A 22,315-nucleotide genomic window follows, 5' to 3' on the forward strand; every position below is an offset into this window, starting at 1 on the left:
TGCCGGCGCGCGGGCGGGCGGGGCGGGCGAGGGCACGAGGGGGCGGCGCGTGACGGCCCGAGTGCCACGACGGCAGGGCGGGCGAGAGCACGAGGGGTGGGCGCCCCACGGCCCGAGTGCCACGTCGGCGGGGCGGGCGAGGGCACGACGACGGTCGGGTGCGCCGGAAAGCCGCAAAGGCCGCGGCGACCGGGTGACGCCCCGGCGCCGGGCCGCGTTTCTTGCGCGGATCCTTGACCTGGCAGTTACTTTCCGGCTATCCGTGGCTCCTTGGAAGTTTCCTTCACCTCTTCCTCCCACCTCGCACGGCCGGAAGGAGCACCAGTGCACCACCGCGCCCCCTCGCCCGCCCCGTCCCGACGCACCCTGCTCACGGTGACCGCGGCGGCGGCAGCCGCCGCCGTCACCGGCGCGACCGCCCCCGTCGCCCACGCCGCGGAGGGTCGCCACGACGACCGCGGGCTCCAGGACCTCGTCTCCCGCATGTCGCTGGAGGAGAAGGTCGGCCAGCTCTTCGTCATGCGGGTCTACGGCCACTCCGCCACCGCACCCGACCAGGCCGACATCGACGCCAACCTCAAGGAGATCGGCGTCCGCACCGCCGCCGAGCTCGTCGAGCGCTACCACGTCGGCGGCGTCATCTACTTCACGTGGGCCCACAACACCCGCGACCCGCACCAGATCGCCGACCTCTCCAACGGCATCCAGCGGGCCGCGCTCGCCCAGGGCACCCCCGTCCCGCTGCTCATCTCGACCGACCAGGAGCACGGCGTCGTCGCCCGGGTCGGCAGGCCCGCCACCCTGCTGCCCGGCGCGATGGCGCTCGGCGCGGGCGGCTCCCACGCCGACGCCCGCAAGGCCGGGCAGATCGCGGGCGCCGAGCTCGCCGCCCTCGGCATCCGGCAGGACTACGCCCCGGTCGCCGACGTCAACGTGAACCCGGCCAATCCGGTCATCGGCGTCCGCTCCTTCGGCGCCGACTCCGAGGCGGTCGCCGGCCTGGTCGCGGCCCAGGTCAAGGGCTATCAGCGGGCCGGCGTCGCGGCGACCTCCAAGCACTTCCCCGGGCACGGCGACACCGCCGTCGACAGCCACAACGGGCTGCCGGTCATCACCCACACCGCGGAGCAGTGGGCGGCCATAGACGCCCCGCCGTTCCAGGCCGCGATCCGGGCGGGCATCGAGTCGATCATGACCGCGCACATCGTGGTCCCCGCGCTCGACCCGAGCGGTGACCCGGCGACCCTGTCCCGCCCGATCCTCACCGGCATCCTGCGCGAACGGCTCGGCTTCGGCGGCGTGGTGGTCACCGACTCGCTCAGCATGGAGGGCGTGCGGACCAAGTACGGCGACGACCGCGTCCCCGTCCTCGCCCTCAAGGCGGGCGCCGACCAGCTGCTCAACCCTCCGAAGCTGGACGTGGCCTGGAACGCCGTCGTGCAGGCCGTCAAGGGCGGCGAGCTGACCGAGGAGCGGCTCGACGAATCGATCCTTCGCATCCTGCGGATGAAGGCGAAGCTGGGCCTGTTCGACGACCCCTACGTCACCCACGCCGGGGTGGACCGGGTGGTCGGCGCCGCCGGCCACCTCGCCCAGGCCGACCGGATCGCCGAGCGCACCACGACCCTGGTGGTCAACGAGGACGGCTTCCTGCCGTTGAGCCGCCGCACCCACCCCAAGGTGCTGGTGGTCGGCGCCGACCCGGCCTCGCCCTCCGGCACCACGGGGCCGCCGACCGGCGTCCTCGCCGCAGCCTTCACCGAACTCGGCTTCACGGCGAAGGCGCTGTCCACCGGCAGCGTCCCGACCGCGGCCCTGATCGAGCAGGCGGTGGCGGCCGCGGCGGGGCAGGACGTCGTGGTCGTCGGCACGTACAACCTCACCGCGACCACCAGCCAGCTCGCCCTGCTGGCCAGGCTCACGGCGACCGGGGTGCCCGTGGTGACGATCGCGCTCCGCAACCCGTACGACGTCGCCCGGGTCACCGGGCAGCGGGCCTCGCTCGCCACGTACTCCTGGACCGACGTCGAGATGCGCGCCGCCGTACGGGTGATGACCGGTCACGCCCGGCCCCGGGGAAGGCTCCCCGTCGCGGTGCAGAGCGCCACGGACCCGACCCGGGTGCTCTACCCGGTCGGCCACGGCCTCTCGTATCGCTGACCGTTGACCGTCCACTGGCAGCCTGGTGACCGTGGACGGAATCCGGCTGGCAGGTGGCCGGAAGCCGGGTGGCCGGAAGCCGGGTGGCCAGTAGCCGGAAGCCGGGTGGCCGGTAGCCGGAGCCGGAGCCGGTAGCTGCTGGCCGGAAGCCGGTAACGGGGGCGGCCGGAGGCCGGGAACCGGCCCCCGACCGCCCCTGTGACGGCCGTGAGCCGGCACCCGTAGGAGACGGGGTGCCGGCTCACGGCGTACGGCACGGAGCTACGGGCGCAGGCCGTGCTCGCGGGTCGCGTCCTCGTCGACGGCCTTGTCGAGGCGGGCGTCGAAGCGCGCCAGGGGCTTGGCGGCCTGCACGGCGGGGGCGTCGACCCCGGCCCACGCGAGGATGCGGGCGGTGGCGTTGGCCTTCTCGGCCTCGACGAGACCGGCCACGTTGGCACCGTGGTTGGCGCCCGGCGCGACGTACACGAAGCTGTCGCGGGCCCCCTTGCCGAGGCGGAACTTCTCGGAACCCCACGGGTCGTTGCCGCCGTAGACGAACAGCATGTGGTTCGCGTTCTGCCGGACCCAGGTGTCGACGTCCCGCATGACCCACGGCTTGAACTTCATCGGGATCTCACGCGGCACGAAGGAGCTGGCCGGCTGGTAGCCGTAGCGGCTCAGGCCCTTCAGGTGCGGCTGCTTGATGGTGGGCGAGCCGAGCTCGGTCGCCGCCTGGTAGTAGTACGGCGTGTACCCCTCCAGGCCCTGGTCGCTGTAGGCGGACCAGCCGGAGTAGGCGTCGATCGTCTCGTAGACGGCGTCGTCGCTCGCCGTGGCGGCGTCCGGGATCTGGTCGCAGACGTCCTGGCCGTAGTACTGCCAGAAGCCCCACACGAAGTCGAGCACGACGGCCTCGTAGGCCTTGTCGAGCGAGCCGACCGTGTTGAAGGTGGCGCCCTCGGACGCGGCCCAGGCCGCGTACTTCTTCTCCAGCGGCTCGCGGCGCACCAGTGCCTCGCGCTGCATGGCGTTCAGGCGGTCGCGGCAGTCCTTGGTGCCGACCGTCTCGAAGAACCGGTCGTAGGCCGAGTCCTCCTTGTTGACCACGTCGTTGGGCGCCACGTAGGCGACGACGCCGTCCATGTCCTTCGGGTAGAAGCGCTCGTAGTAGGTGGCCGTCATACCGCCCTTGGAGGCGCCGGTGGAGAGCCACTTCTTGCCGTAGACCGACTTGAGCGCCGTGAAGATGCGGTGCTGGTCGCTCGCGGCCTGCCAGATGTCCAGCTTCGACCAGTCGGCCGGCTGCGGCCGGGACGGGGTGAAGAAGCGGTACTCCATGGAGATCTGGTTGCCGTCCACGATCCGGGTCGGCTCGCTGCGGCTCGGGGTGGTGCTCAGCCCGTAGCCGCTGGTGCGGAAGACGGTGGGGCGGTCCGTGTCCTTGTGGAGGACCGAGATCCGCTGCTGGAACGTGCCCGCCCACGGGCGGCGGTGGTCGATCGGCTGTTCGTAGTTCAGGACGAAGTAGCGGTAGCCGGCGTACGGCTTCTCCTCGATCAGGCTCATCCCGGGGATCGCCAGGATGCGGTCCTTGATGTCCGTGCTCTGCGAGTCGGCGACGGACGTGTGGCCGGTCTCCGAGTCCGCGGCGGTAGCCACGCCGGTCGAGCCGGCGGTGCCTATGAGCACCGAAAGCGACAGCGCCCATATCAGCGACTTGCGCATTCACCCTCCCCTTGGTTCACAACGGTGTCGTGAACCTAGCGGGGCGAACGTGCGGGCCGCCAGACCCGGTTGGGACTTACCTATGGTTCAGCAGAGGATCCAGCCGGTGGCCGTTCCGCGACCCGCGACGGTCGCGGAGGCCCGGACACAGCGGTTGAGCGCGTGCACGGTGACCGGTCCGGCCTGCCGCCCGAACCGCCCCGCGCTGACGGCGGCCCGGCCGCCGCGCGGCTGCAGCGACACCGACATGGGCCGTGGCGCGCCGGGCCCCTTCGCCACGGCGATCGCGCAGACGTAGTGCCGGGTGCGGTAGAGCCGCAGCTCCCCGGTGGCGAAACCGATGGTGCGGGTGGGCCGCCCGGTGCACACGGACGCGGCGTCGGCGCTCTTGGCGGCGGGTCCGGCCAGGACGAGCACCCCGGCGGCGAGGACCAGCGCGAGCAGATACGCGAAGGGCCGCCGGCCCGCTCTCACCACGCTCACCTCGAACACACGCACGCCTCCCCCCGCTTCTTTCGTATGTGCATACGACGCACCCGGGCGCCGATCGGTTGCATTCCCCGCCCCCTGGGGGCACGGGTCGATCTTCGGTACGCTGCCGCCCCTGGTCAGGGGGACGGGTGGGGGTTCTGCATGACACATTCCCGGGTGGGGTTCTTACCGGCGGCCATAGTGACGGCGACGGTGTCCGTCCTGCTGCTCGCTCTGGGCGTCGGCACCGCGGAGGCTGCCGACGAACCGCCGGACAACCTCTGCGTCAAGCGCACCCTGAGCGGCGCCGACGTGAGAGCCTCCGTGCGTTTCGCGCATACGGGCCAGGAATCGACCCAGGTCAGTTCCGAACTCGACATCAAGATACCCAGGACGTGGATGTGGGCCCCGTACCTGCTCCTCAGCGAGGACACGGAGGAGTACCGCACGGCCATGCGGTGTCTCATGCGCTCCGCGGACGTGCCGATGCAGTATCGCGACACCGAGTGGCAGTACCGCAAGCCGCAGGTCTCCGCCGACAAGGTCTGGATCACTGTGCGGCAGCGGACCGTGACCTGGGTGTCCGCCCAGGGCGACCGTGACGTCGGGCCTTGGCACATCGATGCGGGGGACCGCTATTGGGCCCTGGCACTCGCCCCGCCCGACGCGCTGGCCGGCGCCCGCTGGTCCGAGGTGCGGGTCGATCTCGGCGGCGAGCCCGCACGGTCGGTCACGCCGACCCCGACGGTCGGCACCGCCACCGCGCTGACCTGGACCACACCGGCGAAGAGCTCCCTGCCACCGCCCGAGGTGCGGCTCCTGCTCCAGCCGCCCGCCGCCAAGGCCAATTACGCACGCTGGTCGAGCTACCCGTGGAACGTGGCCAACACTCTGGCCGGGCTCACCTGGGACCTCGTGGTCGCCGCGCTGTCCCTGGCCCTGGTCCGCGCTCTCGCCCACCGCCCGCCGCTGGCGCTGCCCACGGCCGCCGAGGAGGCAACTCAGAGGAACCTCCGACTGCTGGTTCTCGTGTGGCTGCTGATCACCGTCGTCCACTCGGTGGACGACCACGTGTTCAGCGCACTGGCGCAGCAGGTTGAGCACGGGGGCGGCGGAATCTGGTTCACGGACCACTGGGAGAGACTCACCCTGGCGGTGTCGACCGCCCTGGGCCTGCTGCTCTGCTGCGTCGGACGACCGGGCCGGGCCGCCACCGCGGCGGTGACGCTCACCGTGGGATACGTCGTGACCCTGGTGGGATGGCCCGAGCTCTTCGGACTGCCGCAGCGCATGTACCTGTACTGGGTGGACGATCCCGCGGAGGTCGCGGCCTTCGCGGACGCGGGTGGGGCGTACTGGTTCGCGCTCGCCTGCGCCGCCCTCATCTTCGTCTGGCTGGTCGGCCTGGTGAGCACCTGCCTGCGGCTGTGGCGGGACTCGGACCCGCCGCCGGCCGGTGGCCCCCGGTCTTCCGGCCGCTTCTCCCCCGCCGTACTCGCCGCCTTGGCGCTGGCGTCCTGCGCTCTGCCCGCGGCCGGCATGGTGGCGACGGAGAGCTGGTGGGACCGGGTGTCGTGGCTGGCCGAACAGAGCGACGGGACGGCCTATCCCGCATTCCACACGGCCGTCGTCTTCAACGACCAGCGCTGGTTCCCCTCCAACTTCCTGGACTGGATCCCCGGCTACGTCTGGTGGTGGACCACCGGTCTCGCGCTGGTCGCCGTGGCCCGGGCCTGGCGGACGGCGCCCGGCCACACGGGCGAGACACTGCTGCCGTCAGAACTGGCGTTCCTCAAGGTGTTCTTCGTCGTGGCGGTGGCCCCGGTCGTCGGCTGGTACGGCGGAGTCCCGCTGCCGCTCATCTCGCTTGCCGTCCTGTGGTTCGCACTGACCGCCCTGCTCGCGGTCGGCAGACGCGGCGCCGTCCTCGCCCGGGAAGTCACCCCCGGAGTCCCGCTCCATCAGGTCGTCGGGGAACGCCACCGGACCAGGCTGATGAACATGGCACGGCAACACCGTGAGTTGCATGCCGAGTTGCGACGTCTGGAGCAGGGACAGACCGAGGTGGAGCGGGCCGCCGTCGAGCGAAAGCTGGACCGGCTGCACCGCTGGACCCCGCCGAACCCGCGGCACCCGCACGAGCGCGTCCCGTTGCCGCACTCCGTCGGGCCCGTGGAACTGGCCCTCGCCTGGGGCCCACGGGCCGGCTGGTGGGACAACGCCTGCCGAGCGGCGGCCGTCGCCGCGCTGGTCGGCCTGCCCGCCAACGGCGTGCTGCTCTGGATGAACCACGTCCGCGGCAACGCGTGGACCGACAGGTTCAGCCAGCGTTTCGGCTTCGTCGAGGTCGCGATGAACGTGGCGAGCACGGAGCTGATCTACGCGGGGGCCGGTTTCGCCCTGGGGGCGTTGTGGCGGGTCCTGCCCGGGCGCCGCGGACCCGGGCGGGGCTGCGGCGTGGGGCTCGTCTACGCGCTACCGCTGCTCGTCGACCAGCTCGGGAACACTCTCGCCAGGCAGTCGGGCAACAACGAGGTGCTCGACGCCGCGTTCACGATCCTCATCCTGACGGTCACGGGCACGATCCTCGATATCGACACCTTCCGGCGGGAGCGCCGCTACTGGCCCACCCGGGCGGGGCTGCTGCTGTCGCTCTACCAGATGCGGAGCGCCTCCGCCCAGATCGCGCTGTTCGTCGCCCAGCTCGTGGCACTCGTCACCATCTGGCAGCAGCTCAGCTCCGATCCGCCGGTGGTCCTCATCGACCATCAGGGGCCGATCGGCACGAGCCCCGGCGGCGAAGGTGCGTCGGGGCACTGACCACGGTCAGCCGGCGAAGTGCGCCGCGACGAGGCTCAGGAACAACAGGTCGGCGCCCAGCAGTACCGCGAGGCCGGCCTTGCGGGACGGGGCCGGCGGGGTGCCGTCCGGGGTGGTCTGGGTCCATATCAGCGCGCCGAGCGCCACCGCGAGGGTGCCGAGGTAGAACGGGCCGGGGATGTCGGCGCAGGTCCCCTGCATGACGCAGGCCGTCCCGCGCTCGGAGGCGAGGGCCAGGACCACGACGAGGAAGGTTGCCGGGATCAGCAGCAGGCCGGCCCACAGGGAGCGGACGCGGAACCGGTGGGCCTCGCTCGGGGCGGGGGCCGCGGCGGGCGGCAGGAGGTCGTTCATGGAAGCGATCCAACCCGCCGCCGGCCCTCGCCGTCATGAGCGGTCGTACTCAGATGCGCCGGTGCCCCCGCGCGGACCGCCTCGACGCCCCGCCCCGGCGCCCCCGCCCGGAGCACCTCGGCGCCCCGCCCCGGTGCCCCGCGCGGACCGCCTCAAAGCCCCGCCCGGCGCCCCGCGGACCGCCTCGACGCCCCGCCCGGCGTCCCGCTCACACCGCCTTCACGCTCGCCGGCTCGGCCTCGCCGATGAAGGTGCGCCACAGCGCCGCGTAGCGCCCGTCGCGGGCGAGGAGTTCGTCGTGGGTGCCGTCCTCGGTGACCCGGCCGTGGTCCATCACGATCACCCGGTCGGCGCGGGCGGCCGTGGTGAGGCGGTGGGCGACGACCAGGGTCGTTCGGCGGCCGGCGAGGCGGTCGGTGGCCGCGTTGACCTGGGCCTCGGTGGCCAGGTCCAGGGCCGCCGTGGCCTCGTCGAGGAGCAGCACGTCGGGGTCGACCAGCTCGGCGCGGGCCAGGGCGATCAGCTGTCGCTGGCCCGCCGAGAGGTTCCGGCCGCGCTCGGCGACCTCGTGCAGGTAGCCGCCGTCGAGCGTGGCGATCATGTCGTGGGCGCCGACCGCGCGGGCCGCGGCCTCCACCTCGGCGTCGCTCGCCTCCGGACGCCCGTACGCGATGGCGTCGCGCACCGTCCCGGCGAACAGGTACGCCTCCTGCGGCACGACACCGAGCCGGTGCCGGTACGCGGTGAGGTCGAGCTCACGCAGGTCCGTGCCGTCGGCGGTGACGCGGCCGTCGGTGGGGTCGTAGAACCGGGCGACCAGCTTGACCAGGGTCGACTTGCCGGCGCCGGTCTCGCCGACGAACGCGACGGTCTGGCCGGCCGGGATGCGCAGGTCGACGCCGGTCAGCGCGGCCCCCTCCGGCTCGCCGGTCTCGCCTCCGTAGGCGAAGGACACGTTCTCGAAGGCGATCTCGCCGCGCAGTCCGGGGACCTCGCGCGGGGCGTCCGCGGGGGCGGTGGAGGTGGGCTCCCGGAGGAGCTCCTGCATCCGCTTCAGCGAGACCGTGGCCTGCTGGTAGCCGTCGAAGACCTGGGAGAGCTGCTGCACGGGCGCGAAGAACAGGTCGATGTAGAGCAGGTAGGCGACCAGGGCGCCGGTGGTGAGCGTGCCGCCCTCGATGCGGTGCGCGCCGACGATCAGGACGGCCGCGGCGGCCACCGAGGACAGCAGCGTGACGAACGGGAAGTAGACCGAGATGAGCCACTGGCCGCGGACGCGGGCCTCGCGGTACTCCACGCTGCGGGCCGTGAAGCGCTCGACGCCCGACCGCTCGCGCCGGAAGGCCTGCACGATCCGCAGGCCGGAGACGGACTCCTGCAGGTCGGCGTTGACCACGCTGATCCGCTCGCGCGCCAGCTCGTACGCCTTCACGCTGGAGCGCCGGAAGTAGTACGTGGCGACGGCGAGCACCGGCAGGGTCGCGAAGACGACCAGGGCGAGCTGCAGGTCGAGCACCAGGAGCGCGCCCATGATGCCGAAGAAGGTGACGACGGAGACGAAGGCCGTGACGAGTCCGGTCTGCAGGAAGGTCGACAGGGCGTCGACGTCCGTGGTCATCCGGGTCATGATCCGGCCGGTGAGCTCGCGTTCGTAGTAGTCCAGGCCGAGCCGCTGGAGCTGGGCGAAGATCTTCAGCCGCAGCGCGTAGAGGATCCGCTCGCCGGTGCGGCCGGTCATCCGGGTCTCGGCGGTCTGCGCGACCCACTGGACGAGCACGGTCAGCAGGGCGAGCGCGGAGGCGGCCCAGACGGCGCCGATGGCCAGCCGGTTGACGCCCTCGTCGATGCCGTGCCGGATCAGGACCGGCAGCAGCAGGCCGGCGCCCGCGTCCAGGGCGACCAGGCCCAGGCTGATCAGCAGCGGCAGGCCGAAGCCGCGCACGAGACGGCGGAGCCCGTACGACTCCTCGGGCGAGACCGCGCGGACCTCGTCGACGTCCGGGGTGTCGTCGGCGGGCGGCAGGGCCTCCACGGCGGCGAGCAGCTCCGGGGTGGCACCGGGCGCGGAGGGCTCGCCGCCCTCGGGCTCCTCGCGCACCCACAGGGTCGGGGTGATGCCCCGCTCGGCGTCGAACTCGGCGTCCAGCTCGGCCCGCAGCGTGCGGTCCTCGGGTACGTCGGCCGGGGGGAGGTGGCCGGGCGAGACCGCGCCCAGTTCGTCGGGGTCGGTGAGGAGACGCCGGTAGAGCGCGGAGCCGCGCTCCAGCTCCTCATGGGTTCCGATGGCGGCGAGCCGGCCGTCGTCGAGCACGGCGATCCGGTCGGCGAGGCCGAGGGTGGAGCGGCGGTGCGCGATGAGCAGCGTGGTGCGCCCGGCCATCACGGACTTCAGGGCCTCGTGGATCTCGTGCTCGACCTTGGCGTCGACGGCGGAGGTGGCGTCGTCGAGGAGGAGCAGCCGGGGGTCGGTGAGGATCGCGCGGGCCAGCGCGATGCGCTGGCGCTGACCGCCGGAGAGGGTGAGGCCGTGCTCGCCGACCTTGGTGTCGTAGCCGTCCGGGAGCTCGGCGATGAAACGGTCCGCCTGGGCGGCGCGGGCCGCGCTCTCGATCTGCTCCTGGGTGGCCTCGGGCAGGCCGTACGCGATGTTGGCGCGGACCGTGTCGGAGAAGAGGAAGGAGTCCTCGGGCACCAGCCCGATCGCGGCGCGCAGCGAGTCGAGCGTGAGCTCGCGGACGTCGTGGCCGCCGACGAGGACGGCGCCGTGGGTCACGTCGTAGAAGCGGGGCAGCAGCAGCGAGACGGTGGACTTGCCGGAGCCGGAGGAGCCGACGACGGCGACGGTCTCGCCGGGCCGGATCTCCAGCGAGAAGCCCCGGAGGACGGGGCTGCCGTCCTCGTACGCGAAGGAGACGTCGTCGAACTCGACCGTCGCGGGCGCGTCCGCGGGGAGCTCCTTCGTGCCGTCCTGCAGGGTCGGCTCGGTGTCGATGAGCTCCAGGACCCGGTCGACGCCGGCGCGGGCCTGCTGGCCGACGGTGAGCACCACGGCGAGCATGCGGACCGGGCCGACGAGGGAGGCGAGGTAGGCGGAGAAGGCGACGAAGGTGCCGAGGGTGATCTGCTGCCGGTACGCGAGCCAGCCGCCGAGGGCGAGGACGGCGACCTGGCCGAGGGCGGGCACGGCCTGGAGGGCGGGGGTGTACCTCGCGTTCAGCCGGATGGTGCGCAGGCGGCCCGCGTAGAGCTTCCGGCCGGCCGCGCGGATCTTGCCGGTCTCCTGCTCCTCCTGGCCGAAGCCCTTCACGACCCGGACGCCGGTCACGGCCCCGTCGACGACCCCGGCCACCGTGGCGGCCTGCTGCTGGGCGTACCAGGTGGCGGGGTGCAGCCGGGTGCGGCTGCGCCGGGCGATCCACCAGACGGCGGGGGCGACGGCGAGCGCGACGAGGGTGAGCGGGAGGGAGAGGGCGGCCATCACGCCGAGTGAGATGAAGAACAGCAGGAAGTTGCCGATGGTCATCGGCAGCATGAAGAGCAGGCCCTGGATGAGCTGCAGGTCGCTCGTGGCGCGCCCGACGACCTGCCCGGTGGACAGCTCGTCCTGGCGGCGCCCGTCGAGCCGGGTGATCGTCCCGAACATCTCGGTCCGCAGGTCGTGCTGGACGTCGAGGGCGAGCATGCCGCCGTAGTAGCGCCGGACGTACGTCAGCGCGTACACGACGACCGCGGACGCGACGAGCAGGCCGGTCCACAGCGCGAGGGAGCCGGTCTTGGCCCCGATGACCTCGTCGATGATCACCTTGGTGATCAGCGGAGCGAGCGCCAGCACGGCCATGCCGCCGAGCGAGGACGCGAGCGCCAGCAGCACGTTGGCCTTGTACCGCCAGGCGTATCCCCAGAGTCTGCGGGCCCAGCCCCGGCCCCGTTCCCCCGTCTGTTCCTGCCCCACCGCCGCCACGTGGCGCCTCCCGTCCGTCCTTCTCTACCGGAAGGCCCAACGCGCCCGACGTGCGATTTCATCCCGCCGCAACAATCCGGGGCCGAAGGACGGACGAGGGGTCGGTCGCGGGACCTAGGCCCGTTTCTTGCGGATCCCGCCGCGAGCCCGGCAGGATCCGGAAGAGACGGCCTGGGCCTCCGGACCGGCCGGCGTCACGCCGTCCCCGGCGGGGCGACCCACTGGGCGGGCTGACCGGTGGCCCGGGCGATGGCGTCGAAGTCCCGGTCGTAGTGGAGCAGCGTCAGCCCCGAAAGCTCGGCGGTCGCCGCGACCAGGAGGTCGACGGGACCGGCACCGCGGTGCTCGCCCCGGGCGGTGAGCATCTGCTGGACGCGGCGGGCGCGTGAGTAGACACCGTCGGGGACGGCGGTCCAGTTGAAGAGCTGTGCGAGCAGCTCCTCCTTCGCGAGCCGGTCGTCGGCGGACCGGGCCGAGTAGAGCAGCTCCAGCTCGGTGATGTCGCACATGGCGACGACGCCTTCGGTGGTGAAGTTCCGCCACGCGGCCTGAACGTGCTTCCTGGCGATGATCCGCACGGCGGCGGAGGTGTCGACCAGATAGGTGAACGGGCTCATCGGCGATAGTTCGCCTTCTCCATGAGGATGTCGAAGTCGCCCCGGTCGGCCATCTCCGTGAGCTGCTCCAGCGCCCGCAGCCGCTCACGGCGCCGCGCGACCTCTCGAAGGGCGGCGTTGACGGTGTCCTTCTTCGTCTTCGTGCCCAGTATCTCGGCCGCCTCGGCGAGGGCCAGATCGTCGACTTCCACGTACAGGTTCGACATGACACATCCTCCATATGCCGGCGGCACAAGGAGGATATGTCCGGGTCGATCGGCACGGCAAACGCCGTTTCGGTCACAGGTGCGTCGGCTCGAACATCCTCAGGAGGGCCGGGAGGACGACCACCGACGGACCGGGGGCCTTCAGGGCCGCGGCGAGGTCCACGGCCAGGTCGTCCGGGGTCGTGAGGGTGGCCGGGACGCCGAAGGACTCGGCGAGGGCGACGAAGTCCGGGCGGGCCAGCTCGGTCGCCGTGGCCTCGCCGAAGGCGTCGGTCATGTACTCGCGCAGGATGCCGTAGCCGCCGTCGTCGACGATCAGCCACGTGACGTCGAGGCCGTACTGCCTGGCCGTCGCGAGTTCGGCGATGGAGTACATCGCGCCGCCGTCGCCGGACACCGCCAGCACCGGGCGGGTCGGGTCGGCCGCGGCCGCGCCGAGGGCGGCGGGGAAGCCGTAGCCGAGGCCGCCGGCGCCCTGCGCGGAGTGCATGGTGTTGGGGCGGCGGGCGTCGAAGGCGGACCAGGCCCAGTACGCCAGGATCGTCATGTCCCAGAAGCTCGGCGCCCGGTCCGGAAGCGCCGCGCGCACGGCGGCGACGACCCGCTGCTCCAGGTCGAGGCCCTGGGCGCCGAGGCGGTCCCGCACCTTCCCGAGGACCGTGCGCACCCGTTCCGGGGCGCCGGCGTCCGGGCGCTCCGCGACCGTCTCCAGCAGCGCCTGCAGCGCGAGGCGGGCGTCCGCGTGGATGCCGAGTGCCGGATGGTTCGACTCCAGCTTCCCGGCGTCGGCCTCGATCTGGACGATCCGGCCGCGCGGGGCGAACGTGTGGTAGTTCGACGACAGCTCGCCGAGGCCGGAACCGACCACGAGGAGGACGTCCGCGTCCTCCAGGAAGTCGGTGGTGTGCCGGTCCTCCAGCCAGGACTGCAGCGACAGCGGGTGCTCCCACGGGAAGGCGCCCTTGCCGCCGAAGGTGGTGACGACGGGGGCGCTGATCCGCTCGGCGAGCGCGAGCAGCTTGCCCGCGGCGTCGGAGCGGACGACGCCGCCGCCCGCGATGATCGCGGGGCGCTCGGCGTTCGCCAGGAGGTGTGCGGCCACCGCGGTCAGCTCGGGACGGGGCACGACCTCGTCGGGCGTCGCGTCCAGGGCCGTGACCACGGGCAGCGTCGTTTCGGCGAGCAGCACGTCCTGCGGGATCTCCACCCACACCGGCCCGTGCGGGGCGGTGAGCGCCGACTTCCACGCGGCGGCGACGGCGGAGGGGATCTGCGACTGCGTCCGGACCGTGTGCACGGACTTCACGACGTCCCGGAACGAGGCCTGCTGGTCGCGCAGCTCGTGCAGATAGCCGTGCCGGCCGCCGCCGAGCCCGGCCGACGGGACCTGGCTGCCGATCGCGAGGACCGGCGCGGAGGCGGCGGCCGCCTCCTGGAGCGCGGCGAGCGCCATGAGCGCGCCGGGGCCGGTGGACAGCAGCAGCGGGGCCGCCTCGCCGGTGATCCGGCCGTACGCGTCGGCGGCGAAGCCGGCGTTGTTCTCGACGCGGAGTCCGACGTAGCGCAGGTCGGAGCGGCGCAGGGCGTCGAACATGCCGAGGGCGTGCTGGCCGGGGAGGCCGAAGACGGTGGTCGCGCCGAGACCGGAGAGGGTCTCGACGACGAGGTCGCCGCCGGTCCGCCCGGCGGGCGGGTTGAGCGCCGCCGCCGTCTGGGCGGCGGTGGGCCGCAGCACGAGGTCGTGATCGTGGGTCATGGGGTCCCTCGGAGCGTGACGTGGTCGGACGGATGCGGCCCGGTGACGGCGGGCGGGTCCAGCCTGCCCCAGGTCCGGTTCCGGCGGGGCGGGGGCCCCGCGATCCCGGGAGGGACCCTGGCGGGACGCGGGGCGGGAAGGTGCCCCCCACCGCACGGTGCCCTCACCCCACGGTGCCCCCACGGCACGTCCGCCGCGACGGAACTCCGGCCGCACGGGTGTCGCAGGTCCCGCGCGGCCGCCGGCCGCGCGGGGTGCGGCTCGGCGGGCGGGGCCGGCGAGCCGCGCCCGCCGAGCCGTCAGCCGGCCGTGCGCGACGCGGCGATCTGACGGGACATGATCGTCGTCAGCTCGTAGGCCGTGTGCGAGGCGGCGACGGCCGTGATCTCGGCGTGGTCGTAGGCGGGGGCGACCTCCACGACGTCGGCACCGACGAGGTTGCAGGAGGCGAGGCCGCGGAGGATCTCCAGGAGCTCACGGGAGGTCATGCCGCCCGCCTCGGGGGTGCCGGTGCCGGGGGCGTGGGCCGGGTCGAGGCAGTCGATGTCGATCGAGATGTACAGCGGGCGGTCGCCGATGCGCTGGCGGAGCTGGTCGGCCACCTCGTCGGCGCCGCGGCGGTAGATGTCCGCGGAGGTGACGATGCCGAAGCCCATCTTCTCGTCGTCCGTCAGGTCCTGCTTGCCGTACAGCGGGCCGCGGGTGCCGACGTGCGACAGGGCGGAGGTGTCGAGGATGCCCTCCTCGACGGCACGGCGGAACGGGGTGCCGTGGGTGTACTCGGCGCCGAAGTACGTGTCCCAGGTGTCGAGGTGGGCGTCGAAGTGGAGCAGGGCGACGGGGCCGTGCTTCTTCGCGACCGAACGCAGCAGCGGCAGGGCGACGGTGTGGTCGCCGCCGAGGGTCATCATGCGGGCGCCGGTGGCGAGCATGTCGTCCGCGGCGGCCTCGATGGTCTCGACGGCCTCGTTGATGTTGAACGGGTTGACCGCGATGTCACCGGCGTCGGCGACCTGGGCGAGCGCGAACGGGGACGCGTCCTGCGCCGGGTTGTACGGGCGCAGCAGGCGGGAGGCCTCACGGATGGCGTTGCCGCCGAAGCGGGCGCCGGGGCGGTAGGAGACACCGCTGTCGAAGGGGATGCCGACCACGGCGACGTCGGCGGTGCCGACCTCGTCGAGCCGCGGCAGCCGCGCGAACGTCGCGGGACCGGCGTACCGCGGGATGCGGGACGAGTCGATCGGGCCGCGCGGGGTGTTCTGGTCGCTGCTGCTCATGGTCGGGTTCCTCCGGGGGGCGAGGGGATGGTTCTCCGGCACGACGGTAAGCGCCGGTGAAGCGGTGCAGAAGTGTGCGTTTCCTCCACTGTACGAGCCGGTGGTGTACGAAGGGTCCATGACGACGAGCCCCGCGGACCCCGCCTCCACTCCCCCGGCCCCGCCGATCCCGCTCGCCGCGCTGCTCGCCCGCCGGGACCTGGGCCTGCGGCTGCTCGCCGGACCCGGAGACGTACCGCTGCACTGGGTGCACACCTCCGAGATGGCCGACCCGTACCCGTACCTGCTCGGCGGCGAGCTCCTGATGACGGCGGGCGTGCAGCTCACCGACCCGGCGCGGTACGTGGAGCGGGTGGTGGAGGCGGGAGCGGCGGCGCTCGCCTTCGGGGTGACGCCCGTGTACGACACGGTCCCGGCGGGACTGGTCGAGGCCTGCACCCGTCAGGGCCTCCCGCTCCTCGAAGTGCCGCCGCGCACCCCGTTCACGGCCGTGGCGCGGGCCGTGTGGCGGCTGATGGCGGAGGCCCGGCTGCACGAGCTGCGCCGGGTCACGGAGGCCCAGCAGTCCCTGGCGACGGCGGCGGCCCGCCCGGCCCCGGTCCCGGCGGTCCTCGGCGCGCTCGCCGCCCGGCTCGGCGGCCGGGCGGTCCTCCTCGCCCCGGACGGCACGGAGTCGGCGGCCGCCGGCCGGGAGGTCCCGCCGGAGGCATCCCGGGCCCTGCGGGAACTGGCGGGGGTCCTGGGCCCGCGCCCTGGCGGCCCGGCGTCGGCGAGCGGCGAGGGCGGGGGCCTGCGCCTCGCGGCGTACGCCCTCGGGGGCGGCGACGGGCTGGCCCTGGGGGTGGCGACGGAGCGGCGGGACCCCGGCGACCGCACGATCGCGGGCGTCGCGGTGGTCCTGCTGTCCCTCCTGACGGCCCCGCACCGGGGCGCGGACGCGGCGGCACGGGACGGGGCCCTGGTCCGGTTGCTCCTGGGCGCCTCCCCGGCAGAGGCGGCGGCCGCCCTGGAACCGGGTCCGTGGACGGTGGTCCACGCGCGGGGCGGCGACGGCACCCCGTTCGCGGTGGCGGACCTGGCGGCGTCGCTGGGGACGGCGCTGGTGGAGACGGAAGCGGCGGTTGTGGAGACGGGAGCGCCCGGCGGTGCGGGCAGGCCTCCCACGAGGGCGGGAGCGCCCGGCGGTGCGGGCAGGCCTCCGACGGGGACGGAAGTGTCCCTGGTGAAGGCAGGAGCGGCCCCTGGCTCCGGGGCGGCCCCCGCCCGTGTACGTCTCCTGCTGCCCGCCTCCTTTCCCGTCACCGCGCAGCCCGGCTGGTTCCTCGGCGTCTCCGCCCCCGCCGATGCCGGGGACCTCCCCGCCGCCGACGGGCAGGCGGCGCGTGCCCTGCGCCGGGCGGAGGCCACCCGGTCGGCGCTCGTGCGCCACCGCCCGGGTGGCCTCGCGTCCCTCGTGGACCCGGACGAGGCCGCCGCCCACGCCCGGACCCTCCTCGCGCCCCTGAGCGATCCCCTGCGGGAGACCCTGCGCGCCTGGCTCTCCCTGCACGGCAGCTGGGACCGGACGGCGGTGGCCCTGGACGTGCACCGCAACACCGTCCGCCAGCGGATCACCCGCTGCGCGACGCTCCTGGACCGGGACCTGGACGACCCGGACGTGCGGATGGAGCTGTGGTTCGCGCTCGGGTGAGCCCGAGGGTCAGCGCATCAGCGGTCGGCGGGCCGGCGGGCCGGCGGGTCAGCGGATCAGCGGCCGGCGGGTCGGCGGGTCAGTAGAGCTTGTTGACGGCCGTCTTCGTCGTGGTGCGGAAGGCGGTCAGCGGGGCGTCCTTCAAGTCGCCCATCTGGCCCCAGCGGACGAGGGTGACGGTGCGGCCGTCGCGGCCGACGGAGAAGAGGTGGATGTCGGTGCTGCCGATCTGCGGGTCGGCGGTGTCCAGGCTGTAGACCCAGGCGCCCTCCTCGACGTCGAGCTTGCCGTGGGAGGCGCTGACGGCCTTCAGGCCCGGGTTCTGCCGCTCCAGAAGGGGGCCGCAGCCGGCGAGGGCCTTGCGAAGGGTGTCGACCAGCTTCACGGCGTCGGCCTCGGTGCGGGCGACGGTGGTGACCTGGACGCCGTTGGTGTCGAGCTCGGTGCTGAACTCGCGGTAGCGGGTGTTCTGCGCCGGGATCTTGTACGGGGCGCAGAGGACGCCGCCGTTCTCCGGGACGCCGGTGAAGACCTGCGTGGCGGTCCACGGCGTAGACGACGGCGGCATCTGGGAGGCGGCGAGGAAGGCGGGCTGGGCGGCGGCCTGCGCCGGGGCCGTGGCGAGGGCCGCGAGGCCCAGGGCGGCAGCGGCGGCGGTGGCGAGTGCGGTACGGAGCTTGTTCATGGTGGTGGATCCCCCGTCGGGTCGTTCGGTCAGTGCCCCACCAGCGTCGGGCGCGCGCCCGCCCCCGGGCAACGGTGACGCGCCCGCCCTCCGTCCCGGAACCGTTCCACCCCTGCTGACGTGCAAGGACGTGAGGGGATGGGACGCAGGGCGAGGGGGATGGAATGCCGAAGGACGCCGCCGTCGAGGAGTTCGCGGGGCTCGTGCGCGCGCTGAAGGCGCGGGACGGGAGGAGCTACCAGGCGCTGGGCCGGCGCCTGAGCGTCAGCGCGTCCACCCTCCACCGCTACTGCTCCGGCGCGACCGTCCCGGAGGGGTTCGCCGTGGTCGACCGCCTCGCCCTGCTGTGCGGGGCGGACGAGGAGGAGCGGCGGGCCCTGGCGGTGGCCTGGACCCGCGCGGACGGCACCCGCCGCCCCCGGGTGCCGGAGCCCGGCGCGAAGCCGGCACCGGAACCCGACGCGGAACCGGCACCGGAACCCGACGCGAAGCCGGCACCGGAACCCGACGCGGAGCCGGCGCCCGGGCCCGGACCGGGGCCGGGGCCGGCTCCGGAGCCCGCGCCGGCCCTGGAGGCGGCGCCCGAGCCCGAGCTGGAACCCGTGCACGCACGCGTCCCGGGCGGCCTCCCGTCCGAGCGGCGGAGGCGCCGGTGGAGGTGGGTGGGCGTGGTCGGCGGGACGCTGGCGGTCGTGGGCACGGTGACGCTCGGAGCCGTACTCCTGCCCGGAAAGACCCGGGAGCGGGCCGCCGAACCGCCGGTGCCCCTCACATGGACGGTCACCTCGCACCTCTGGAAGAACGGGTGCGGGCACACCTACCTCGCGGAGCGGACGCCCCCTCCCCCGCCGGAGGCGGCCGACGCGCGGAGCTGGGCGGCGGCGCAGGGAGCCGTGGACGGCGGAGAGACGCTGGTGCGGGTGTCGGTGCAGGGCAAGAGCGCGGCGGCGGTGGTGCTCCAGGCACTGCACGTGCGGGTGGTGGATCGGGGCGCGCCGCTCCCGTGGGCGGCGTACCGGATGGACGACGGGTGCGGCGGGGCGGTGACGCCGCGCCGATTCGAGGTGGACCTGGACCGGCCGCGGCCGGTGGCGCGGGGGCTTGACGGGTACGACGCCTCCGGGGAGGAGGGCCGGACGCTCCCGGCGGTCTCCTTCCCGTACAAGGTCAGCGCCGCCGAGCCGGAGGAGCTGCTGGTCTCGGCGGGGGCGGCGGGGTGCGACTGCCGCTGGTACCTGGAGCTGGAGTGGAGCTCGGAGGGGCGCCGGGGCACGGTCCGGATCGGGGACGAGGACGGCGCGCCCTTCCGGACGAGCGGGGTGAAGGGGCCCGTGTACGGATACGACTCCGTGGGGCGGGCCTGGATCACAGGCGAGGAGTCTGGACAGGGTGGGTGACCGCTGGGTAACTTCGTTGACGACAGACTGAGCAAGCGCTTAGACAACTGGGCCGCAGACCGGAGGAGTCGCACCGTGCGCCGTACCGTATTCAACGAGGACCACGAGGCGTTCCGGGAGACCATCCGGGCCTTCATCGAGGCCGAGGTCGTCCCCGTCTACGACGAGTGGTTCGCCGCCGGTCAGGCGCCGCGCGACTTCTACAACAAGCTCGGCGAGCTGGGCATATTCGGCATCAACGTGCCGGAGGAGTTCGGCGGCGCCGGCCTCGACACCCACAAGTTCGAGGGCGTCCTCTACGAGGAGACCGCCCGCGCCGGCGTGCAGTTCGGCGGCTCCGGCGTGCACGTCCTGCTCGCCCTGCCGTACATCAAGATGCTCGCCACCGACGAGCAGAAGAAGCGCTACCTCCCGAAGTTCGTCTCCGGCGAGGAGATGTGGGCCCTCGCGATGACCGAGCCGGGCACCGGCTCCGACGTCGCGGGCATGAAGACCACCGCCAAGCTCTCCGAGGACGGCACCCACTACGTCCTCAACGGCGCCAAGACCTTCATCACCGGCGGCGTCCACGCCGACCGCGTGATCGTCTGCGCCCGCACCTCCGCCCCCTCGGCCGAGGACCGCCGCTTCGGCATCTCCCTCTTCGCCGTGGACACCAAGTCCGAGGGCTACTCCATCGGCCGCAAGCTGGACAAGCTGGGCCTGCGCACCTCCGACACCGCCGAGCTCGCCTTCGTCGACGTCAAGGTCCCCGTCGAGGACCTGCTCGGCGAGGAGGGCAAGGGCTTCTCCTACCTCGGCCACAACCTCGCCTCCGAGCGCTGGGGCATCGCCTTCGGCGCGTACGCGCAGGCCAAGGCCGCCGTCCGGTTCGCCCAGCAGTACGTCACGGACCGCACGGTCTTCGGCAAGCCGGTCGCGTCCTTCCAGAACACCAAGTTCGAGCTGGCCGCCTGCCAGGCCGAGGTGGACGCCGCCGAGGCCGTCGCCGACCGCGCCCTGGAGGCCCTGGACGCGGGCGAGCTGACCCCGGCCGAGGCCGCCTCCGCGAAGCTCTTCTGCACCGAGGTCGCGCACCGCGTCATCGACCGCTGCCTCCAGCTGCACGGCGGCTACGGCTACATGAACGAGTACCCGATCGCGCGCCTGTACGCGGACAACCGCGTCAACCGCATCTACGGCGGCACCAGCGAGATCATGAAGTCGATCATCGCCAAGTCGATGGGCCTGTAAGTGCCCGAAGAGCACAGCGCACTGGATGACCTGCTCGATCTGCTCGACCTCGAGCGGATCGAGCAGGACATCTTCCGCGGGCAGTCCCGCCCCTCGATCGTCCCCCGCGTCTTCGGCGGCCAGGTGGCCGCGCAGGCGCTGGTGGCGGCGGGGCGGACGGTCCCCGCGGACCGGCTCGCCCACTCCCTGCACGCGTACTTCCTGCGGGCCGGGGACCCGGGCGCGCCGATCGTCTACAACGTGGACCGCATCCGCGACGGGCGTTCCTTCACCACCCGCCGGGTGGTGGCCGTCCAGCACGGCCAGCCGATCTTCCACCTCTCGGCGTCCTTCCAGACGTACGAGGAGGGGCTCGACCACCAGGCGGACATGCCGCCCGCGCCGGACCCCGAGTCGCTGCCGTCGCCCGCCGAGATGCTGCCGCGCCACCTCCCCCGCGAGGTCGCGGACCGGCTGATCGAGGCCCGCGCCGCGGTCGACCTGCGCTACGCCGAGACGCCCCCGTGGGGAACGGTCGGCACGCCGCGCGAGCCGCGCTCGCAGGTCTGGTTCCGCACCAACGGCAAGCTGGCCGACGACCCGCTGCTGCACGTCGTCCTGGCCACGTACGTCTCCGACATGACGCTGCTCGACTCGATCCTCCTCGCGCACGGGCGCGGCGGCTGGGCCGTCGGCGACGTCGTCGGGGCGTCCCTGGACCACGCCATGTGGTTCCACCGCCCCTTCCGGGCGGACGAGTGGCTCCTCTACGACCAGGAGTCGCCGACCGCGTCCGGCGGGCGCGGCCTCGGCCAGGCCCGGATCTTCACGCAGGACGGAAAGCTCGCCATCTCGGTCATCCAGGAGGGTGTCGTTCGCGTGCCCCGCTGACGACCGGACATACCGTCCGGTCATGGCGGAACAGGGCGAGAGCACCTTCACAGTGATCGTGGCGGCGATGGCCAACCTGGGCATCGCCGCCGCCAAGGCCGTCGCGGGCGTGATCAGCGGCTCCAGCGCGATGCTGTCGGAGGCCGCCCACTCGCTCGCCGACACCATCACCGAGTTCATGCTGCTCACGGCCCTCAAGCGGAGCGAGAAGCCGGCCGACGAGGACCATCCGCTCGGATACGCGAACGAGCGGTACGTGTGGGCGATGCTCGCGGCCGTCGCCACCTTCGTGGGCGGCGGGGTGTTCTCCCTCTACGACGGCGTCCACACCCTCGTCGCGGGCGAGGAGGTGGGCGACCCCCTCGTCTCCTACATCGTCCTCGGCATCGCGTTCGTCCTCGAGGGCTTCAGCCTCCGGACGGCCGTCCAGCAGGTGAAGAGCGAGGCGGCGCGCAAGAAGACCCCGTTCAGCCGCTATCTGCGCCTCACGCCCGACACCACGGTCAAGGCGGTCGTGATGGAGGACTCGGCCGCCCTGGCCGGCCTCATGCTGGCCGCCGGCGGCCTGCTCGGCGTCGAGATCACCGGTTCGAGCGTCTGGGACGGCGTCGCCTCGGTCCTGATCGGCCTGCTGCTCGTCTACGTCGCCTGGGTGCTGGGCCACGCGAACGCGGAGCTCCTGATCGGCCGGCCGCTCCCCCGCCGGATGCGCGACCAGGTCCGCGAGGAGCTGCTGGCCGTGGAGCACGTGGTCGGCGTCCTGGACCTGACGACGCTGATCCAGGGGCCGGACGAGGTGATGGTGGCGGCGAAGGTCGACTTCCGGGACGTGTCGACGGCGGCCGACGTCGAGCGTGCCTGCGACGCCGCGGAGACGCGCCTCCGCACCCGCTTCCCCTCGATCCGCCGCGTCTACCTGGACCCCACCCCGGCCCGCCCGTGACCCCGCTCCCCCTCGACCCGCCCTCACCCGGGCCCCCTTGTCCCCGCACCCGACGACGGCGGGAAGGGGGCCGGTGGCTCCGCGGGGGAGGGGGTGTCCGGACGTGGCGGCGACCTCCACGAGCGAAGCGAAGTGGAGCTCGCAGGCCGGGCACCCCCCCCCCCCCCG

16 protein-coding genes are annotated in these 22,315 nt (G+C 73.4%); 7 read left to right on the plus strand and 9 right to left on the minus strand.

The window, feature by feature from the left end; genetic code table 11:
- Window positions 1-324 precede the first annotated feature (324 nt).
- Window positions 325-2,160: a glycoside hydrolase family 3 protein gene (locus tag ACIRQF_RS37655; protein ID WP_404099480.1), complete on the plus strand. Its 1,836-nt coding sequence runs from the start codon at window positions 325-327 to the stop codon at window positions 2,158-2,160.
- A 261-nt stretch (window positions 2,161-2,421) separates the two neighbouring features.
- Here ACIRQF_RS37655 and ACIRQF_RS37660 read toward each other — a convergent pair whose 3' ends face one another.
- Complete coding sequence (locus ACIRQF_RS37660; protein ID WP_376630641.1) at window positions 2,422-3,867, minus strand: aminopeptidase; 1,446 nt, start codon at window positions 3,865-3,867, stop codon at window positions 2,422-2,424.
- Between the two features lie 87 nt (window positions 3,868-3,954).
- Complete coding sequence (locus tag ACIRQF_RS37665) at window positions 3,955-4,365, minus strand: hypothetical protein (RefSeq protein WP_382487282.1); 411 nt, start codon at window positions 4,363-4,365, stop codon at window positions 3,955-3,957.
- Between the two features lie 174 nt (window positions 4,366-4,539).
- Between ACIRQF_RS37665 and ACIRQF_RS37670 the strand changes: the two genes are divergently transcribed.
- On the plus strand, window positions 4,540-7,158 hold the full coding sequence (locus tag ACIRQF_RS37670) for a DUF6185 family protein (protein ID WP_404099484.1): 2,619 nt from the start codon (window positions 4,540-4,542) through the stop codon (window positions 7,156-7,158).
- A gap of 6 nt (window positions 7,159-7,164) precedes the next feature.
- On the opposite strand, the gene ACIRQF_RS37675 is transcribed toward ACIRQF_RS37670, so the two are convergent.
- From ACIRQF_RS37675 to speB, 6 genes are all read right to left on the minus strand, one after another.
- Window positions 7,165-7,512, minus strand: coding sequence for a hypothetical protein (locus ACIRQF_RS37675; protein ID WP_404099486.1), 348 nt, complete (start codon window positions 7,510-7,512; stop codon window positions 7,165-7,167).
- Between the two features lie 208 nt (window positions 7,513-7,720).
- Entirely contained in the window at window positions 7,721-11,473 is a 3,753-nt protein-coding gene (locus ACIRQF_RS37680) for an ABC transporter ATP-binding protein (RefSeq protein WP_382487291.1), read from the minus strand.
- 194 nt (window positions 11,474-11,667) lie between these two features.
- Window positions 11,668-12,090: a PIN domain nuclease gene (locus ACIRQF_RS37685; RefSeq protein ID WP_382487294.1), complete on the minus strand. Its 423-nt coding sequence runs from the start codon at window positions 12,088-12,090 to the stop codon at window positions 11,668-11,670.
- Window positions 12,087-12,296: a type II toxin-antitoxin system VapB family antitoxin gene (locus ACIRQF_RS37690; RefSeq protein WP_382487297.1), complete on the minus strand. Its 210-nt coding sequence runs from the start codon at window positions 12,294-12,296 to the stop codon at window positions 12,087-12,089. The genes ACIRQF_RS37685 and ACIRQF_RS37690 overlap by 4 nt, the downstream gene beginning before the upstream one ends.
- A 73-nt stretch (window positions 12,297-12,369) precedes the next feature.
- Window positions 12,370-14,052, minus strand: a complete 1,683-nt coding sequence (locus tag ACIRQF_RS37695) for a thiamine pyrophosphate-binding protein (RefSeq protein WP_404099490.1) — start codon at window positions 14,050-14,052, stop codon at window positions 12,370-12,372.
- Between the two features lie 299 nt (window positions 14,053-14,351).
- Window positions 14,352-15,329: an agmatinase gene (gene speB / locus ACIRQF_RS37700; protein ID WP_376630652.1), complete on the minus strand. Its 978-nt coding sequence runs from the start codon at window positions 15,327-15,329 to the stop codon at window positions 14,352-14,354.
- A 118-nt stretch (window positions 15,330-15,447) separates the two neighbouring features.
- Here speB and ACIRQF_RS37705 point away from each other — a divergent pair, with 118 nt between their 5' ends.
- Window positions 15,448-17,019 (plus strand): PucR family transcriptional regulator ligand-binding domain-containing protein, encoded by a 1,572-nt coding sequence (locus tag ACIRQF_RS37705; RefSeq protein ID WP_404099493.1) that lies wholly within the window; start codon window positions 15,448-15,450, stop codon window positions 17,017-17,019.
- Between the two features lie 79 nt (window positions 17,020-17,098).
- Here the strand turns inward: ACIRQF_RS37705 and ACIRQF_RS37710 are convergent, their stop codons facing one another.
- Window positions 17,099-17,704, minus strand: a complete 606-nt coding sequence (locus ACIRQF_RS37710; protein WP_404099496.1) for a hypothetical protein — start codon at window positions 17,702-17,704, stop codon at window positions 17,099-17,101.
- A 164-nt stretch (window positions 17,705-17,868) separates the two neighbouring features.
- Here ACIRQF_RS37710 and ACIRQF_RS37715 point away from each other — a divergent pair, with 164 nt between their 5' ends.
- From ACIRQF_RS37715 to ACIRQF_RS37730, 4 genes are all read left to right on the plus strand, one after another.
- Window positions 17,869-19,101: a helix-turn-helix domain-containing protein gene (locus ACIRQF_RS37715; protein WP_404099498.1), complete on the plus strand. Its 1,233-nt coding sequence runs from the start codon at window positions 17,869-17,871 to the stop codon at window positions 19,099-19,101.
- Window positions 19,102-19,176: 75 nt separating this feature from the next.
- A complete protein-coding gene (locus ACIRQF_RS37720) occupies window positions 19,177-20,334 on the plus strand; it encodes an acyl-CoA dehydrogenase family protein (protein ID WP_376630660.1) in 1,158 nt (385 codons plus the stop codon).
- Window positions 20,335-21,204, plus strand: coding sequence for an acyl-CoA thioesterase (locus ACIRQF_RS37725; protein WP_376630661.1), 870 nt, complete (start codon window positions 20,335-20,337; stop codon window positions 21,202-21,204). It begins immediately after the preceding gene.
- Between the two features lie 22 nt (window positions 21,205-21,226).
- Complete coding sequence (locus tag ACIRQF_RS37730) at window positions 21,227-22,147, plus strand: cation diffusion facilitator family transporter (protein WP_404099502.1); 921 nt, start codon at window positions 21,227-21,229, stop codon at window positions 22,145-22,147.
- Window positions 22,148-22,315: the final 168 nt, after the last annotated feature.

Origin of the sequence: Streptomyces sp. NPDC101191 (assembly GCF_044767915.1) — a bacterium.
Lineage (GTDB): Bacteria > Actinomycetota > Actinomycetes > Streptomycetales > Streptomycetaceae > Streptomyces.